The organism is Myxococcus sp. AB036A (genome assembly GCF_006547355.1).
GTDB lineage: Bacteria > Myxococcota > Myxococcia > Myxococcales > Myxococcaceae > Myxococcus > Myxococcus virescens.
Map to the genome: position 1 here is coordinate 33,332 of NZ_VHLC01000011.1, position 18,320 is coordinate 51,651.

Genomic DNA, 18,320 nt, shown 5'->3' on the forward strand with positions numbered 1-18,320 from the left:
GGCATTAAACCCGACATTGGCGTGTCAAGGCGACACCGACTCCGGGTGTGGGCGTCGTTCAGCGGCTGGCCAGACTTCTGCAAGGAGGCCTACCAGTGTGGTTTTCCGGACACGCCGAACAAGGGTAGTGAGTCGAATCATGCCAATCGTGGTCCAGAAGTACGGCGGCTCGTCGGTCGCCGGCGTGGAGAAGCTCCGCAAGGTCGCCCAGCGGGTGAAGGACAAGCGCGAGGCGGGCTACCAGGTGGTGGTGGTGGTGAGCGCCATGGGCGACACCACGGATGAACTGCTGGCGCTGGCGAAGGGCGTTTCGGTGGACCCGCCCCGTCGCGAACTGGACATGCTGCTCACGTGTGGCGAGCGCATCTCCATGGCGCTGCTCTCCATGGCGCTCCAGGAGATGGATGTGCCGGCCATCAGCTTCACCGGCAGCCAGAGCGGCATCATCACCACGGACGCGCACGCGCAGGCCCGCATCGTGGAGGTGCGGCCGTACCGCATCCACGACGAGCTGGCGCGCGGCAAGGTCGTCATCGTCGCGGGCTACCAGGGTGTCTCCTTCAAGAAGGAAGTGACGACGCTGGGGCGCGGCGGCTCGGACACGACGGCGGTGGCGCTGGCGGCGGCGCTGGACGCGGAGGCGTGTGAAATCTACTCGGACGTGGACGGCGTCTTCAGCGCGGACCCCCGGGTGGTGCCGGACGCGCGCAAGCTGGAGTCGCTGAGCTACGACGAGATGCAGGAGCTGGCGAGCGCGGGCGCCAAGGTGCTCAACGCGCAGGCGGTGGAGTGGGCCAAGGCGCGCGGCATCACCATCCTCGCGCGCACGGCGCACGGCCAGGGAACGGGCACCGCGGTCCAGGAGCTGGCCGTCCCCACGGACCACCGCCTCAAGGGTGTCACCGCCGACGCGGAGATGGCCGTGCTTTCCGCCTCCGAGCCCATCCGCTTGGCGGAGCTGCTGGAGTTCCTGGATGCGCGCGCCGTGCGCGGGCGGACGCTGGACTTCGAGGGACAGGTGGGCGGGGCACGCAGGACGGTCATCACCGTGCCCCTGGCGGACATCCACGGCGCGGACGCGCTGCGCCGGGAGCTGGCCACGCGCTTCGGTGACGCCGTGTCCTGGCGCGAGGACCTGGGCACCGTCACCTGCGTGGGCGTGGGGTTGAACGCGGACTGGGCGCCGCTGCGCCGCGCGCTGGCCGCCGCCGAGGAGCTGGGGGCTCACGTCCACGCGGCCCATACGTCGCCTTTGCAACTGACGCTGCTGGTGGACAAAGCACACCTGAAGGCGCTGACGGCCCGGCTGCACCGAGAGCTCCTGGGAGGTTAGGCCTTTTCCTACCCTGGGCTTTTGTCCGGGTGATCCATCCCAATCATTGCTCCAGGAGGGCACCCGCTTCCCTCCTGAGTGTTCGTGGCTACCCTCCGGTCGAATCACCGTGGCTTGGAGGAACGGGATGGCTCAAGCAGGCCGTTGGGCGGGCTGGGTGTGTGGGCTTGCGCTCATGTTCGGTGGCATTGGCTGTGAGGATGCGGCCGTGCGGCCGGTGATACCGGGTGACAAGCACGACACGCCTCCCCTGAACGACGGCTATGACGGCGGCGACGGTGAGCCGCATCCGGGCATCATTGATGCGGGGATGCCGGACGCCGGCACCGGGCAGCCCGAGCCTCCCGACGCGGGCCCGGTGGAACTGCCCGCGCGAGACGCGGACGCCGTGCGCAAGGAGAACCGCCGCCCGGGGACCACGGCGTGGCGCATCACCCGCAACGCCCACAGCCGCGAAATCGAAGGCTATGCACTGAAGGCCACGCTGACGCAGGGCGAGACGCTGCGCGTCGCCGTGTCGGTGTCCGAGGCCCGGACCTTCCGCTGGTATGTGTACCGGATGGGGCACTACGGCGGCACGGGCGCCCGTGAGCTGGCACGCGGAGGCCCGGTGGCCGGCGTGCGCCAGGGCGACTGCCCCGCGGACCGATCCACGGGCCTCGTCGCCTGTCGCTGGGCACCCACGCTGGAGATACCCGTTGGTGAACACTGGGTGCGCGGCGTGTACGTGGTGAAGCTGGTGCGTGAGGACAACCACCAGCGCTACGTGCCCTTCTTCGTGCGCGACGCGAATCCGCGCGCCGAGGTTGCCGTCCTCATCCCCACCGCCACCTGGGCCGCCTACAACACCTGGGGGGGCACCAGCCTCTATGACGACCGCGACCGGGTGATGCGCGAGCACGGCGTCAGCCGCGCCTTCCGGGTGTCCTATGACCGGCCCAACTACCGGGGCCATGGCAGTGGCCACTTGCTGACGGACGACCTGAGCCTGGTTCAGTGGCTGGAGTCGCAGGACCTGGACGTGGGCTACTTCACCGACGAGGACCTGGACGCCAGCTATGACTTCCTGGCCGGCGCCAAGGCCTTCATCATGTCGGGCCACGACGAGTACTGGAGCCCGCGCATCCGCGAGCACGCGGACCGGGCGGTGGCGGAAGGCCGGTCGCTGCTCAACCTGGGCGCGAACAATGCGTACTGGCAGGCGCAGATGGAGCCGTCCCAGGACGGCCGGCCGCGGCGCATCATCGCCTGCTACAAGGGCCACGCGAACGACCCGTACACGGGCGCTCAGCGCACGGTGAAGTTCCGCGAGCGCGTCGTGGGCCGTCCGGAGAACGCGCTCCTGGGCGTGCAGTTCTCCTCCCGCTGGCACCAGTTCGGCTTCCCCGCCGTCATCACCAACCCGGGGCACTGGGCACTGGCGGGCTCGGGGCTGAAGGCCGGTGACACGCTGTGGATGGCCAACGGCTACGAAGTGGACCAGTTGGTGAGCAACGGCAACTCGCCGGAGGGCCTGGAGGTGCTGGCCGAGTCCCCGCTGCTGTCGCTTCAGGGCGCCTTCGGCTTCGGCCACATGGTGCTGCGCAAGCAGGGCAGCGCCTACATCTTCTCCGCGGGCGGCATCGACTTCGTGCGCACGCTGGCCTCCGAGGACATGGCGGACCCACGCGCGGCCCGCATCGTCGCGAACGTGCTCTACAAGGCGCTGGGCCGGCCGGTACCCGACACGCTGGTGCGCTTCGAGCGGCAGAACGCGTCGAGCCCCCAGGGGCCCTCCGCGGCCGACGTGCGCACGGTGGCGGGCGTGCCCGGAAAGCGTGTCCGCGCCGGTGTCCCCGTGGCGGGCAACTCGCTGGGGGCGCCCACCGCGGTGGCCCTGCTGCCGGATGGAGGCATCGTGGTCGCGGACGGCCTGGGCAACACGGTGAAGCGCGTGACGCCGGGGGGCGAGGTGAAGACGGTGGCCTCCGGCCTCAATGGCCCCATGGGCATCGCCGCGGACGCCGCGGGCAACGTGTACGTGGCCGACACGGACCACTACGTCATCCGCCGCATCGACCCGGAAGGGAAGGTGGAGGTGTTCGCGGGCGGGACGCCGGGCCTGATGGACGGCCCCGCGAAGCAGGCGGCCTTCAACCAGCCCACGGGTCTGGCGGTGACGCCGGATGGCACCGCGCTGCTGGTGGCGGACATGAACAACGGCGTGATTCGCCGCATCGACCTGGTGGCGGAGGGCCACCCGGTGACGACGCTGCAGGGTGACTGGCTCTACCGGCCCTCGGGCGTGGCGGTGAGCGCGGATGGGAACACGCTGTTCGTCGTCGAGTCCGGCATGTCCCGGGTGGTGCGCATCCGCGACGGCCTCACGTCGGTGGTGGCGGGCACGACGCCGGGCTTCCGTGACGGAGCGCCGGAGTCTTCCCAGTTCCTGCCGTACCTGGGCATCGCGGTGCTGAAGGATGGCTCGCTCGCGGTGTCGGACCCGGGCAACTACCGCGTGCGCCGCGTCGTCCTGAACGCGGACGGCAGCGCGCGGAAGGTGACGACGCTGGCCGGCAGCGGGCGCTACGGGCACTCGGACGGGCCGGGCGACGAGGCGGACCTCGTCCTCCCGGCCGGTCTGACGGTGGGGCCGGATGGCCGCCTCTACGTGGCGGACGCCGGCAATTCGCTGGTGCGCGCGATTACTCCATGAGCGCGGCGGCGGTGGCCTCGGGGCAGTCCGACTCCACCGCGCCGATGTCCGGCGCGGCGCCGCAGTAGGGCAGCCCCAGGTCCGTGCCCCGGTCCACCGCGCGCTCGCCGGGCATCAGCGTGTCCAGGTCCACCAGCGGCTCGCCGCTCTCATCCGAGTCCAGCTCCACGCCGTTCGACAGCCAGTGGGCGAGCGTGCTGCCCACCCACCCGCTCTGCGGGGCGACGAAGATGCCCGTGTTGAACGCGGCGTCGGCCAGGTAGAGGTTGGACGTCATGCTGAGGCCGGGGGCGGACAGGCCCATGCTGACGGCGTTGCGCGTGGCGAACAGGTTGTTGCGCACCGCGATGTTGGTGGACGGCCCACCGGTGCCGTGGCCCACCACGAAGGCGAAGCCGTCCGTTCCCACCACGGTGTTGTGCAGCACGCGCACGTCGCTGCCATTCTCGATGCGGATGCCGGAGCCCTCGGGCGTCTTCAAGTCGTGGATGCGGTTCCGGCGGATGGAGATGTTGGTGGGCGGCGCGCCCACGCGGTTGCCACCCACGGCGATGCCCAGCGAGGAGTCCGAGATGTCGTTGTCTTCGATGACGACGTTGCGCGCGGAGTAGTGCACGACCACGGCCTCGCCACGGGACGAGGTGGACTTCTCGAAGCCGTACATGCGGTTGCCGCGCACGACGACGTCGTGGCACGTCTTGAGGTCCACCGCGTTCTCCCGGTTGTCATACATGTCGTTGTCCTCGATGAGGACGCCGCGCGCCGGGGCGTTGTTGCTGAAGCCCTCGGGGCCCAGGCACTGCACCGAGTCGCCCGAGTTGTCGTGGATGTCGTTGCCCCGCACGGTGATGTCCACCGACGTGGGCGCGATGACGACGCCATGCGAGTCGTCGTTGCCTCGCGCGAAGTGGTGGATGTGGTTGTTCTCGATGGTGATGCCGTTGGCGCCCGCGTCGGTGCTGATGCCGCTGCCGAACGCGCCGTGGTGCAGCTCGTTGCCCGCGAGCACGGTGCCCGTGGTGTTCCCAGAGAACGTCACGGCGACCTGACGCTGACCCCGGACGTCGAACTCGAAGCCCTCGATGCGCCAGTGGGGACGCTGCACGTGGGCCATGAACCAGCCGCTGTGGGTGGGGACGAGCTTGGGCAGGCCCTCGCCACGCAGGGTGATGGGGGCCTCGGCGGTGCCGGCCTTGGCGCTGGCGTCGATGATGAGCTTCTCTGCGTAGGTGCCCTTCTGGACGCGGATGATTTCCCCCGGGCCCACCCGCTTCAGGGCCTTGGAGATGGTGCGCAGCGGCTTTTCTCGCGAGCCATTCGCCGAGTCATTGCCAGACGGGCTGACGTACCACTCCCGAGCGTAGGCGGGCGGCTCCGGTGCCTGTGGCGCAGGGACAGGAGGCGGCTGCTGCACCACGGGCGTGTCGTCTTCGTCATCGCCGTCGTGGCCAGAAACGTCGTCGTTGTCGTTCCGCGGCGGGGGCGTCGGCATGTTGGGGGCCGAGGGCTGCCGCGAACCAGGGTAGCTGGGGAGGGGGCTCGAATCGGACGCTGGAGCAGGTGCCTGCGCGCCGTTGGAGCAGGCGACGCCACCCACGGACACGAGTCCGAGGAGGCACAAACTGCGCAGTCGGGACATGGGGGTCGGCTCCTGGGGGAAGGGGGCGAGCCGACAACGCTCCTTTCGCCGCGCCGTATTCTGTCGGAGGCCGCGCACGAGCCCTTCTTGAGCGCCGCTCCCTCACTGTTCCAGCCGCAGGCGGAGCGCTGGCTACGCCAGTCAGCCGAGCAGGGGAGCGGGACTTCAGTCCGGCGCGCGGGTGCTGCCCAGAATCCAGGAGAGGTACGGCGCGTGCCCCTCCGCGATGTCCACGCGCAGCACCTCCGGGACGTCGTAGGGATGCAACTCGACGATGCGCGCGCGCAGCGGCTCGAAGAGGGCCGCGCGCGTCTTGAGGATGAGGAGGACCTCGGGCTCGTCCTGGACCTTCCCCTCCCACCGGTAGATGGAGCGCAAGCCGGGAACGATGTTGCCGCACGCGGCCAGCTGCGCTTCCACCAGCGCGCGGGCCAGCTCGGCGGCCTTGTCCGCGGTGGGCGCGGTGACGAGGACGATGATGGCGTCAGTCATGGGCGCAGGATGCGCGAAGCCTCCGCTGGCCGTCGAGCGGGATGGCGCAGACAGCCGTCCCGCGTGACTACCGTCCCAGCGTGCGCCCGCCGCCCGGCGCATGGTGCATGGGCGCGTCCATCTCCTGCCGGGTGCGGCGCCGGTCCGGCGTGTCCTTTGGAAACTCGACGAAGGTGCACAGCTCGCACAGCCGGCTGTAGATGCGCTCACCCACGCGCTCTCGGAGCAGCTCCGTGTCGCGGACCGCGCTGCGTGAGTCCTCGGTGGTGCGGTAGCCTGTCGGCGCCGCGCTTCGGATGGCGCGCTTCTCCGGCTCCAGGGAGTAGTTCGACGCGAACAGCGTGGTGCGGCCCGCGTTGTAGCGGCGGGCGATCAGCTCATCGAGCGTCTCCATCTCGAAGGGGCTGCCGCGGCCCTTGCCCATCTCGTCGATGGCCAGCACCTCCACCTCCGACAGGGGCCCGATGATTTCGCCGCCGCTCTTGCCCTCCTGGAAGCCACGCCGGATGGTCGCGTAGAGGAGGGAGATTTCGACGTAGCGCCCACGCACGCCCAACTCCAGAGCCAGGTGCGCCAGCGTCGCGGCCAGGAGGTGTGTCTTCCCGGTGCCCACGGGCCCGCTGAGGATGAAGCCCTTGGACGAACCACCCGGCACGTACTGGAAGGCGAACTGCATGGCCACATTGCGGCCCCTGTCCTGCTCCTCCTTGGATGCGCGGTAGTTTTCAAAGGTCGCATGCGCTGCTGAGGCAGGCAGCCCCAGCGCATCGAAGCGTGCAATGCGATTTCGCAGCTTGGTGCAGGTGCACGTCTCCATCACCTCATAGCGCCGGGGGCCCATCTTCTGGCTGAACTCGCCCTCGCGCTCGACCAGCACGTGCCCGCGCCCGCCGCACACCGAGCAGTGCTCGGAGCACGCGCAGACGCGCGCCTGGGCCTGGTCCCCGCGGCGCTCGATGACATAGGTCCGCCCGCCGCACACACCACACGCCTCGCCATTCGCCTTTGGAGCCATCTCACGCACCGCCATACCAGAGCCTCTCCTCGGCCGTCAGTCCACTGAACGGGCAATCAGGCGTCCCGCCCACCTACATCTCCTTCACGCCCAGCCGCCGGCGCACCGTCGCCAGCACCCGGAAGCGCCGGGACACCTTGCGGGCGCGCGGCGACATCACCTGTTGTTCAGCGGATGCCGCCAGGGCCTCACGCCACACGGCGCACCGATCCAGGAAGGGCAGGGCGCGCAGCACCAGCAGGAACGCCAGCGCTTCCTGGGCATCCATGGCCGCCGGTTCTTCCGGGACATGCGCCAGGACGGTGATGCGCAGGTTGCGCACACGGTGCGACAGCGCTTCGTTCCGCCCCGCCAGGTCCTCGAGCGCCGCGCACAGCCGCGCGTGCCGCGTCTCCTCCCAGGAACGGGCCCGCTTGCGCTTGGGGCTGGAGGAGGGTTCCTCACCCGCGCCCGCCGCCAGCTCCCGGTACTTCTTGATCTCCGACTCCACCTGCCGCCGGCACGCGCGCAGCGAGCGCAGCACCGGTTCTCCGGGCCGCGCGTCCCAGAGGGCCTTCTCCGCCGAGCGGGAGATGCCGCGCGCCACCACCTCGAAGGGAACGCCTTCCCGGGCCCAGGTCGTCAAAAGCTCGGTGTCCAGCGCAGAGAGCATCAGCCCCGCACCACGCACAGCAAGGAAGTAGTCCTGCACCAGCTCTTCGAAGCTGGCGCTTTCGGGGAGGAGACTCATGATCCGACGCGTACTCCAGTGCAGGGAGGCCGGGCAACCGACCGTCCGTTCCCCCATACCTGGCAGGTCCGACATGGCAACTCCAGGGCGCCGATTTTCACAGCGGATCTGGAAGATTTTGAACCGACGCTCCCCGAGGAAAGCAGGCGGCCAGTCAGTGTTGACCCGCCGCGCGGAAACCGCGCATAGTGAGGGTCCCCGAATGGAAATTCCCGAAGATTCCCGGACACTTGCCTACCAAGCAAGCAACTGGGGACGCCGGTGCCCCTCTCCTAGGAAGACCATGCGCCGTTCGCTTCTCGTCTGCCTCGTCCTCCTGGCCACGGCCTCCGCCGCCCAGGAGAAGAAAGCCCCGCGCGATGCCGATCTCGGCCGGAAGTCCGCCACCGCGGTGGACAAGTCCCTGGCTGGCGACATCACCCGTGAAAAGAAGAAAGAAGAGGTCGCCCCCGCGCTCCAGTACGACCAGTTCCGGCTGGGCGTCGAGCTGCAGGTGGCCTCCAAGCGGCGCGAGCAGATCCAGTCGCTGAAGAAGATCATCTCCCTGTCGCCGGATCCGAAGGAGGCCCCCAGCCTCCTGTTCCGCCTGGGCGAGTTCTACTGGGAGGAGTCCAAGTTCTTCTTCTTCGAGGCCAACCGGAAGGATGACGACCTCATCCAGGCCATGAACCGCAACGACGCCGCGGGCCAGCAGCGGGCCAAGGCGGAGAAGGCGGAGTTCATCGCGAAGCAGAAGGAGTACGGCAAGCTCGCGGTGGAGCAGTACACGAAGATCGTCCAGGAGTACCCGAAGTTCGAGCGCACCGACGAGGTGCTCTTCTTCCTCGGCCAGTACCTCATGGAGGATGGCCAGGACCGCAAGGCGCTGGTGGCCTTCAAGCGCCTGGTGGAGAAGCACCCGCAGTCGAAGTACATCCCGGACGCCTACTTCGCCTTCGGCGAGTACTACTTCAACAACTCCAAGGGGAAGCGCCCGGAGCTGGAGAAGGCGCTGGCGGCGTACAAGAAGGCCGCTGAGTTCCCCGAGAGCCAGGTGTACGCCTTCGCCCTCTACAAGCAGGGCTGGTGCCACTACAACATGGGCGACTTCGAGTCGGCCAAGGACAAGTTCAAGACGGTGGTGCTCTACGGTGAGCTCGCCGGCGCCAACGCCCTGGAGAAGGACGGCGGCAAGGGCGGCGGCCGAAGCTCGCTGCTGCGCGAGGCGCGCGCCGACTACGTGCGGGCGTTCGCGCACCAGGGTGACGTGGCGCAGGCCCGGGCGGAGTTCGGCAAGGTGGCCACCAACCCGGAAGACCGCTTCACGATGCTGAAGCAGCTGGCCAACCTGTACTACGGCGATGGCAAGGACCGTGAGGCGGCCATCACCTACAACGGCCTCATCAAGGAGAAGCCGCTGTCCCCCGAGGCGCCTGGTTTCCAGGGCCGCATCGTCGACTGCATCCTCCGCATGGGCAACAAGGAGCGCACCGTGGTCCAGGTGCGCCGGCTCGTGAAGATCATGAAGGAGGTCGAGGGCTCCGGCGTCATCAAGGAGGACAAGGACAAGAAGCTGCTGGCGGAGGCGAAGGAGCTGTCCGAGCGCACGCTGTCCAACCTCGCCGTCACCTGGCACAACGAGGGCAAGAAGACGCGCAACGAGGAGACGTTCCGCTACGCGGACGCGGTGTACAGCGACTACCTCACGCTCTTCCCGGAGAACCCCAAGGCGTACGACCTGCGCTTCTTCTGGGCCGAACTGCTCAACGACAACCTGCAGAACTTCGACAAGGCCGCCGCCAACTACACGCTCGTCGTGCTCCAGGACGCCAAGGTGCTGGAGGCCAAGGACGACAAGGGCAAGCCGAAGCCGGGCAAGCCGGGCAAGTGGCTGCAGAACGCCGCCTACAACGCGGTGCTGGCCTACGACGAGGTCGTCAAGGCGGGCGAGGCGCGGGGCGAGGGCAAGAGCGAGGCGGTGGGCTCGGACATCACCAAGAAGGCCGCCATCCCCACGCTGAAGAAGGCGCTGCTCGACGCGTGTGAGCGCTACCTCAAGTACGTGCCCAAGGGCGAGAAGCGGGTGGAGATCGCCTTCAAGGCGGCCAACATCTACTACCGCCACAACCACTTCGACGAGGCGGTGCTGCGCTTCAGCGAGATCGCGCTCGGCTACCCCGAGTACAAGTTCGAGAACGGCGAGCGCGCGGCGGAGATCTCCGCCAACCTCATCCTCGACTCGTACCACCTGCTGCAGGACTACGCGAAGGTGAACGAGTGGGCGCGGCGCTTCTACGCCAACGACAAGCTGGCGGTGGGCAAGTTCCGCGACGACCTGGCGAAGCTCATCGAGCAGTCGTCCTTCAAGCTCGTCAGCCAGCTGGAGGAGAAGAAGGAGTTCGAGAAGGCCGCCGAGGCGTACCTCGCCTTCGTGAAGGACTTCCCGCAGACGGAGATCGCCGACCTGGCGCTCTACAACGCGTCCGTCGACTACTACAAGGCGAAGCGCCTGGATAAGGCCATCGAGGTGCGCAAGCGCCTGTTCGCCGAGTACCCGCGCTCCAAGCACGTGCCGGACTCCATCTACGCGAACGCGGAGGCGCTGGAGGCCATTGGCGACTTCGAGGACGCAGCGGCGACGTACGAGGCCTACGTGCGCGGCTACGAGCGCAGCCTGGGTGAGAAGGGCAACGCCAAGGCGCGTGGTGGCGGCAAGAAGAAGCGGGGCGCGGCGGACGACAACAAGCCCGCGGTGGTGCAGAAGTGGGACGAGTCCAAGGCGCAGGTGGCGCTCTTCAACGCCGCCACCTACCGCGAGGGCCTGGGCCAGGTGAAGGCGGCGCTGCGCAACCGCGAGCACTACCTGACGCTGTGGCCGCGGGCGAAGGACGCCGACGAAATCCGCCTCTCCATCATCGACCTGACGGCCAAGAGCGGCGCCGCGTTCAAGGCCATCAAGATGCTGGAGGAGTACGAGCGCGACAACATGCGCTCCCCCAGCCGGTTCCTGGCCGCCGAGGGCCGCATCGTCGACCTGTACAAGAAGATGGGCAAGACGCGTGACGTGGCCCGCATGCAGAAGCGCATCTTCGAGCACTTCGACCAGCTGCCCCGCCGCGTGCAGGGCTCGCTGGAGAAGCCGGCGCTCGCCACGGCCGCGCAGGCGCAGTTCCTGTCGGTGGACCTGGACTGGAACGAGTACCGGCGCCTGAAGCTGTACTGGGGTGTGCCGCCGTCGCCGGACCGCTTCAAGGCGAGCATCCAGGACAAGAGCCGCGCGCTCCAGGTGGTGGAGAAGAAGTACGTGCAGACGGTGACGCTGGGCGCGCCCGAGCCCGCCATCTGCGCGCTGCACCGCATTGGCCTGGCGTATGACCACTTCGCCGACCGCCTCATCAACGCGCCCATGCCACGCGGCCTGGACGAGGAGTCGGAGCAGGCGCTGCGCGACGAGTTCGCCAACCAGGCGCAGCCGCTCAAGGACAAGGCGACCGAGGCGTTCTCCGCCACGGTGGCCAAGAGCCGGGAGCTGGACGTCTACAACGACTGCGCCGCGGAGAGCCTGAAGCTGCTGCGCACCACGTACCAGCCGGACCGCTACCCCGACATGCACGAAGAGAAGGTGGCGCTGAAGGGCCGCGTGCAGCTCATTGGCGGCGACCTGCTGGCCACCATCCAGGACGTGCCGCCGCCGGCGCCCAAGGCGGCGTCGGACTCGCAGCAGGCCCGGGCGGAGACGCTGCAGGAGGACCTGACGGACCTCACCGCGCAGCTGCGCTCGCAGACCGAGACTCAGGTGGACGCCCGCCCGGCGGCCACCACCGACGGCGCCACTCCCGCGAAGCAGGGCGGGAATGACGAGGAGCCGGAGGACTTCCTCTAATGAACCGGACGACCCGCACCATGCGCCTGTTCCCCCTGTTGGCGGCTGTCTCGCTGGCCGCCGCCGGTTGTACTTCCTCCAAGGCCACCGGCCCCGGCTCGGCCAAGACGGCGGATCCGAACGCCGGCAAGACGGAGGCCCTGCAGCCCATCTCCAACACGGCCAAGGCCCGCTTCGAGGACGCGCTGAAGGCGTTCGACACGCAGAAGAAGGCCAAGGCCATCGACTACCCGTCGCTGGAGCGGAAGTTCCAGTCCGCCCTGGAGGCGGACGGGAACCTCGCCGAGGCCGACTACAACCTGGGCGTGCTCGCCGAGCGTCAGGGCAAGCTGACCGAGGCGCGCAACCACTACAAGACGGCGCTCACGAAGAAGCCCTCGCTGCGTCAGGCCTCTGAGAACCTGGCGGTGATGGAGCAGAACGCGGGCAACGTCGCCGGCGCGGTGGCGCTGTACCAGGAGGTGCTCCAGCGCTACCCGGATGACGCGCAGTCACGCGCGCGGCTGGCGGAGATCTTCCGGCAGCAGGGGGACCACACCAAGGCCATGGACCTGACGCGCGCCGCGCTGATGCGCGACCCGCAGTCCACCACCGCGCTGAAGGTGATGATCCGCAGCTACCTGGATCGCAAGCAGCTCGCCATGGCGAAGCTGGTGGCCCTGCGCGGCGTGAAGCTGGACGCGGCGGACCCGGAGCTCCACCACGCCGTGGGCCTCATCCTCCTGCAGGAAGGCGACGTGGATGACGCGCGCCTGTCCTTCAAGAAGGCGCTGGAGGTCCGCGAGGACTACGTGCCGTCGCACGTGGAGCTGGCGCAGCTGGCCCTGGCCGCGGAGAACTACCCCGCCGCCGAGCAGCACCTGCGCCGAATTCTCCAGGCGGACGGGAAGAACGCCGCCGCGCACCTGGACCTGGGCGTCGCCTACAAGGGCATGGGCCAGTTCGACAAGGCCATGCAGGAGTACGACGAGGCGGAGAAGCTCGACCCCGAGCTGGCGGCCGTGAACCTCAACCGCGCCATCATCCTCCACAAGGTGAAGGACGCGCCCGAGCGCGCCTCGGAGCTGTACCGCAAGTACATCGCCATGGCCGGCGGTGAGGTGGCGCTGCCCGCCGAGGCCCCCGTGTTCGCCCTGCTGCGCGAGGTAGAGGTCGTCGTCAACGCGAAGCGCGAGGCCAAGTTCGCCGAGGAGCAGGCGAAGCAGATGGAGGAGCTGCAGAAGCAGCAGCAGGCCCAGATGCAGGCCGCGGAGAAGGCGGCCGGAGCGGCGAACCCGCCCGCCACCGCCGCGACGCCGGCCTCCGGCACGGGCCCCGCGCCCCAGGTCACCCCCGCCAGCGGCAACACGCCGCCGGCGCCAGCCCCCGCGAACGGAAACTCCGACCAGAAGAATGCAGGCTCGGCGGAACCCGGGGAGCCGGAAGACGACCTGCTGTGAAAGTTGGGACGCCCCCGAGTGCCTTCGCTGTGGCGGGGGCACGGGGGATGATGCGAACCTTGTGTTTCCCCCTCATCCGGGGATTCGGTGTGCGAAGGGGCCTTCGGGTCCCTTCCGGGAGGCAGTGATGCGTAAGGCGTTGATGCTGTGTGCGGTGCTCGCGGTGACGCCCGCCCTGGCCCAGGACGAGGGCTCCAACCCGGGTGGTCCAGGGGAGGGCAATGTGCGCTACTCCAAGACGACCAACATCGACTTCGAGGACGACACCATCGAGGGCGACCTCACGAAGCCGGATGGCGAGTACATCGATGCGCGTGAGCGGGTGAAGCACTCGAACCTCATCCGCATCCGCGAGGACTTCGAGGACAAGGTGATGCAGTCCGTGGGCGAGCTGTAGCCAGCGCCACAACGCGGCGGGAACCCACCGCCGCGCGCGTTGTCTGACGCCGTACCCACTTTACGTTGGAGCCCCCATGGCCGTTCCTCTGACACTCAAGGTCTTCAAGGGCGACTCGCTGGTCGCCTCCAAGGACTACGAGCGCGACATCATCAAGATTGGCCGTCTCTCCTCGGCGCACCTGTGCCTGGAGGACGAGAAGGTCAGCCGCATCCACTCCGTCATCGAGGTCGCCAGCGACGGCGCCATGTCCATCATCGACATGGGCAGCGTCGAGGGCACGTACGTCAACGGCAAGCGCGTCACCAAGGGGCTCCTCTCCTTCGGTGATGAAATCCGCGTGGGTGGCACCACCATCCGTCTGGAGAACCCGGCCGCGGTGGCCGCGGTGAACCTGGCGGCCGCGGCGGCCAGCTCTGAGGTGGTGACGGAGAAGAATCCGGTCATCGCCGCGCCGGCGCCGGCCGAGAGCCTGGCGCAGGCCGCGGTGGCTGCTCCGGCCGCGGGCGCCATCGACCCGTCCTTTGCCGCCACCCAGCAGAACCCGGTGGCCGCTCCCGTCGCGCCCGCTCCAGTCCCCGTCGAGGCCGCGCCGGAGGAAGCCGCGCCGCGCGTGCGGAAGGTTCGCCGCACGAAGTCCAGCGGTCCGCTGGGCGTGGGCCTGCGCTTCGCCTGGGGTGACCAGCGCGTGGGCGAGTTCTTCCTGGGGCCCGGCAGGAAGGGGGCCTTCGTCGTCGGCAGCGCCGCCGGCGTGGACTTCGTCATGGGGGACGCCCGCCTGGGCGCCCCGACGTTCGACGTGGTTCGTTCGGACGGCCAGTCCTTCAGCGTTCGCTTCACCGCGAAGATGAAGGGCGAGCTCACCCGCAAGGGCGAGACGCTGGACCTGAAGGCCGTCATCGAGTCCGGCAAGGCCTCGCATGAGGGCGAGGCGTACTCGCTCACGCTGGACGCGGAGGACTTCATCTGGGTGGACCTGGGCGGCGTGACGCTCGAGGTGGCCTTCCAGCCCGTGCCCAAGCGCGTCGTGGTGCCGCTGGGCGAGTCCATGGACTACACCGCGCTCAACATCTTCCTGGTGCTGTTCTTCATCGCGACGGCGTTCGTCATCACCGCGATGAACCGCACCGTCGCGGGGGACGAATACGCAGACGAGCTGTCGGCGGACAACGCCCGCATCGCCAAGCTCATCATCAAGCCGCCGGAGGCGCAGAAGAACAAGTTCCTCGAGCGCCTCAATCAGCAGAAGGAGCAGAAGAAGAGCGGGGAGATGGCGGCGAAGAACCGCGGCGACGAAGGTCAGATGGGCAAGAAGGAGGCGCCCAAGACCAACAATCGCACCGCGCCCAAGGGCGACCCGAACAAGAAGGACGAGGCGCGCGCGCTGACGGCGAAGATCTTCGGCGGCGGCAAGGGCGGCATCTCCACGGTGTTCGGCAAGAGCGGCCTGGGCGGCGACCTGAAGAGCGCCATGGGCAACATGTTCGGCGCCAAGGCGGGCAACTCCGGCGGCTTCGGTGGCATGGGCCTGCGCGGCACGAGCGGCGGCGGCGGCGGCACGGGTGACACCATCGGCATTGGCGGCATTGGTACCAAGGGCCGTGGCGGCGGCACCGGCACCTACGGCAGCGGCGTGGGCGTGCTGGGCGGCAAGCAGAGCGTCGACGTGGGCATCACCTCGTCCGACCCGGAGGTCATGGGCTCGCTGGACAAGGAGCTCATCCGCCAGGTCATCCATCGCAACCGCGGACAGATCCGCTATTGCTTCGAGAGCCTCCTCAACCGCTTCCCGAAGCTGGGCGGCAAGGTGGCGGTGAAGTTCGTCATCGCGGGGAATGGCTCGGTCGCCTCGTCGTCGGTGGCGCAGTCCACGGCGGCCAACGCGGAGCTGGAGACGTGCGTGGCCGGACGCGTTCGCACCTGGAAGTTCCCCGAGCCGAAGGGCGGCGGCGTGGTGGTCGTCACGTATCCGTTCATCTTCAAGCAGTCCGGCGAATAGCGCCGGGTGGCCTTTCTCCGGGTGGGCAGGCCTGACGCAGGTCTGCCCACCGCGCCTTTCCCCGGCTCCCACTCCCCCGAGGGGGCCGGGCCAACGTCAGGACCGCATGAAAGCCCTCGCCTCACTTGCCCTGTGCGCCTCGTTCGTTCTCCCCACGGTCGCGAGCGCCCAGCAGCCCACCACTGCCCAGGGTGACCGCCCGGCTGTCACGTTCGATGAAATCGAGCGAGGCATCTATTTCGCGGTGCTCGGTGGCCCCCTGTTCATCACCAACCCGCCGGCCGCCGAAGGCACGCCGCGTCCGTTCTCCTCCGGGCCCATGGCGCAGGTGGAGGTGGGCGTGGACCTGGGCGAGCACGTGTCCGTCGGCCTGTTCCTCATGGGCTCGAGCGTGCGGACGGGCGCTCAGTACGTGGGCAACTCCGGCGGCGCGGTGTCGGGTGACTTCTCCACCCTGATCCCCGGCGCGGTGTTGCGTGCTCGCCTGGTGGGGTTTGCTGACAGTCAGGAAGTGAAGCGCACCTGGTTCTATCTCCGTGCAGGTGCTGGCTATGCGATGTTCTCGCCGCAGCGGCTCCTCCCCGATTCCGACATTCTTGTGTTTGCCGGGCCCGGAGTGGAGTACTACACACGGCTGCGCCACTTTTCCGTAGGGCTCGAGGTGACGGGGCAGTACCTCGTCTCCGGGGGCTCGTTCGGGTTCGCGGTGGCGCCGAACATTCGCTACGCGTTCTAGCGGGAGAAAGACGTGCCTCAGGAGAATGGAAGCGGTGGGCCGCGCCCGGGTGGGCGTGGTCGTGACGGGGGTGCACCGGGCCAAGGTCCTCGCCGTGACGGACCGGGTGGTTTTGGTGGCCGTGGCGGGCCCGGACGCGGTGACGGCCGTGGACGTGGAGATGGCCGTGGACGTGGGCGCGATCGCGAAGAGGGGCCGGTGGGCCCTGGCCAGCGTGTCATCTCCGAGCTGAGCATCCTGGAGAAGGCGCTCTCCAAGACGGATTTCGGGGCGGAGAAGGCGCCGCTGCAGGCCATCGTCCGCTCGCTTCGGCCCATGCGGCTGAAGTCGCTGGACGACCTGGACATGAACACGCGTGGCCGCCTCATCACCACGCTGCTGCGCGTGCAGCGTCAGCCGAAGCCGGCCGCGCCCGAGGCGCCCGCCGCCGCGGAGGCCGCTGCTCCCTCCGAGGCGCCGGCTCCCGTGGAGGCCGCCGCGCCCGCCGAGGGTGAGGCTCCCGCCGAGGGTGGGGCGCCCGCTGAGGCACCTGCCACCGCCGAGGGTGAGGCACCTGCCATCGCCGAGGGTGAGGCCGCTGCGCCCACCGAGGCTGCTGCGCCCGCCGAGGCCGCTGCTCCCGCCGTGGACCCGGCGCGGGAGAAGTTCGATGCGTGGACGGACGTCATCTTCCTCGTCGGTCAGGCCTGGCGTGCCGCGGGTGATGCCGAGCGCGCGGAGGCGGCCTTCGCGGCCAGCGGCCGTCAGCCCGGTCCCGAGGCCGAGGAGCCCGTCGCGGCGCCTCGCTCCGAGGAGCGCCGTGAGCGGGGCGAGCGTCCCGAGCGTGGGGAGCGCCGTGAGCGTGGCCCTCGGCCTGAGCGCGGTGAGCGTGCCGCTTCGGGTGAGCGCCGGGAGCGTCCGGAGCGCCGCGAGCGTCCTGCTCGGGGTGAGCGTCCGGAGCGTGGCGAGCGTCCGGAGCGTGGCGAGCGCCCGCTGCCGGAGCTGACGGGCACCTGGGACGAGCAGGCGAAGCAGCTCGAGACCATGGGACGTACCCGCGACGCGGGCCGGCTGCACGAGCGCAACAACTCCTTCGCGGAGGCGGCTCGCCTCTTCGAGGCGGGGGGCGACCTCAAGAGCGCCCTGCGCAACGCCCTGGCTGGGAGCGACAACGACACGGCCCGCCGTCTGGTGGGTACGCTGCCGCCGGATCAGCTCGCGCCCACCCTGGAGAAGGCCGGCGCCTACGAACTCCTCATGGAGCACTTCGTCGGCAAGGGTGACTTCGAGAACGTGGCCCGCCTCTATGAGCGCGCCCGTCAGTTCGACCAGGCGGCGCTCGCCTACGAGCGTTCCGGGAAGCTCACCCTGGCGCGCAAGTCGTACGAGCGCGCACGGGACATCGCCAGCGCCAACCGCATCCGCGGGCTCGAGGTGAAGAGCCTGGTGGAGCGGGGTGACCGGCTCGGTGCCGCCACCCTGCTGGCGGCCGTGGGCCAGCGCCGCGAGGCGGTGGAGGTCCTCAGCCCGCTGCCTCCGCCCAAGGCCTTCCACTTCATGCAGCGTCTGAAGCTGGACGACGAGGCGAAGGAGCTGGCGCAGAAGGAGCTGGCCCGGGCCGAGCAGGAGCAGAAGCCGGCCGGCCGCGCCCGGTGGCTGGAGCTGCTGGGTGACATCGCCGCCGCTGCCGAGGCGTGGGAGGGTGCTGGCCGCAAGGACAAGGCGCTCCCGCTCCACGAGAAGCTTGGCAACCTGCCTCGCGCCGCTCAGCTCGCGGAGGAGCTGCAGCAGCGTGACAAGGCCATTGCCCTCTACACTCAGCTGAACGACAGCGCGGGTGTGGAGCGTGCAAAGGCGCTTCCGGAGACGACCGCACCTGCCCAGGCCCCCGCGGCGGATGCGGCGGACGGAAGCGAGGGTGGCGAAGGTGGCGAGACGCCGCCTGACGCTCCCTCGGCCGGGTAGCAAGAAGGCCAATGATTCCCGCCGTTTGGCGGGTTTTGC

Annotated in this window: 13 protein-coding genes; 9 read left to right on the forward strand and 4 right to left on the reverse strand. The window is 69.2% G+C overall.

Annotation, left to right across the window (positions count from 1 at the left end; all coding sequences use genetic code 11):
- The first annotated feature begins 139 nt into the window (after positions 1-139).
- Both FL344_RS06945 and FL344_RS06950 read left to right on the forward strand, forming a co-directional pair.
- On the forward strand, positions 140-1,333 hold the full coding sequence (locus tag FL344_RS06945) for an aspartate kinase (RefSeq protein ID WP_141617970.1): 1,194 nt from the start codon (positions 140-142) through the stop codon (positions 1,331-1,333).
- A gap of 127 nt (positions 1,334-1,460) precedes the next feature.
- Positions 1,461-4,028, forward strand: coding sequence for a N,N-dimethylformamidase beta subunit family domain-containing protein (locus FL344_RS06950; RefSeq protein WP_141617971.1), 2,568 nt, complete (start codon positions 1,461-1,463; stop codon positions 4,026-4,028).
- Here FL344_RS06950 and FL344_RS06955 read toward each other — a convergent pair.
- The 4 genes from FL344_RS06955 to FL344_RS06970 form a co-directional block, all read right to left on the reverse strand.
- Positions 4,018-5,520 carry a nitrous oxide reductase family maturation protein NosD gene (locus FL344_RS06955; protein WP_228564842.1) on the reverse strand — a complete coding sequence of 501 codons (1,503 nt, stop codon included), beginning with the start codon at positions 5,518-5,520 and terminating at the stop codon, positions 4,018-4,020. The genes FL344_RS06950 and FL344_RS06955 overlap by 11 nt on opposite strands.
- A 312-nt stretch (positions 5,521-5,832) precedes the next feature.
- The gene (gene cutA / locus FL344_RS06960; protein ID WP_090493083.1) at positions 5,833-6,159 is read right to left on the reverse strand and encodes a divalent-cation tolerance protein CutA; all 327 of its coding nucleotides are present in this window, start codon (positions 6,157-6,159) and stop codon (positions 5,833-5,835) included.
- Positions 6,160-6,226: 67 nt separating this feature from the next.
- Complete coding sequence (locus FL344_RS06965; protein WP_141591348.1) at positions 6,227-7,189, reverse strand: ATP-binding protein; 963 nt, start codon at positions 7,187-7,189, stop codon at positions 6,227-6,229.
- A gap of 58 nt (positions 7,190-7,247) precedes the next feature.
- Complete coding sequence (locus FL344_RS06970; protein ID WP_171443714.1) at positions 7,248-7,904, reverse strand: hypothetical protein; 657 nt, start codon at positions 7,902-7,904, stop codon at positions 7,248-7,250.
- A gap of 283 nt (positions 7,905-8,187) precedes the next feature.
- Between FL344_RS06970 and FL344_RS06975 the strand changes: the two genes are divergently transcribed.
- From FL344_RS06975 to FL344_RS07000, 7 genes are all read left to right on the forward strand, one after another.
- Positions 8,188-11,766, forward strand: a complete 3,579-nt coding sequence (locus tag FL344_RS06975) for a tetratricopeptide repeat protein (RefSeq protein ID WP_194863022.1) — start codon at positions 8,188-8,190, stop codon at positions 11,764-11,766.
- Positions 11,766-13,205 (forward strand): adventurous gliding motility TPR repeat lipoprotein GltE, encoded by a 1,440-nt coding sequence (gltE, locus tag FL344_RS06980; RefSeq protein WP_141617974.1) that lies wholly within the window; start codon positions 11,766-11,768, stop codon positions 13,203-13,205. Before FL344_RS06975 ends, gltE begins: the two co-directional genes overlap by 1 nt.
- 127 nt (positions 13,206-13,332) lie before the next feature.
- On the forward strand, positions 13,333-13,602 hold the full coding sequence (gene cglF, locus FL344_RS06985) for an adventurous gliding motility protein CglF (protein WP_020478881.1): 270 nt from the start codon (positions 13,333-13,335) through the stop codon (positions 13,600-13,602).
- A gap of 76 nt (positions 13,603-13,678) precedes the next feature.
- Complete coding sequence (gene gltG, locus FL344_RS06990) at positions 13,679-15,601, forward strand: adventurous gliding motility protein GltG (RefSeq protein ID WP_141617975.1); 1,923 nt, start codon at positions 13,679-13,681, stop codon at positions 15,599-15,601.
- Between the two features lie 106 nt (positions 15,602-15,707).
- Positions 15,708-16,337, forward strand: coding sequence for an adventurous gliding motility protein CglE (cglE, locus tag FL344_RS06995; protein ID WP_011554849.1), 630 nt, complete (start codon positions 15,708-15,710; stop codon positions 16,335-16,337).
- 25 nt (positions 16,338-16,362) lie between these two features.
- Positions 16,363-16,569 (forward strand): hypothetical protein, encoded by a 207-nt coding sequence (locus FL344_RS39890; protein WP_194863023.1) that lies wholly within the window; start codon positions 16,363-16,365, stop codon positions 16,567-16,569.
- Positions 16,536-18,281 carry a DEAD/DEAH box helicase gene (locus tag FL344_RS07000; RefSeq protein WP_194863024.1) on the forward strand — a complete coding sequence of 582 codons (1,746 nt, stop codon included), beginning with the start codon at positions 16,536-16,538 and terminating at the stop codon, positions 18,279-18,281. The genes FL344_RS39890 and FL344_RS07000 overlap by 34 nt, the downstream gene beginning before the upstream one ends.
- Positions 18,282-18,320: the final 39 nt, after the last annotated feature.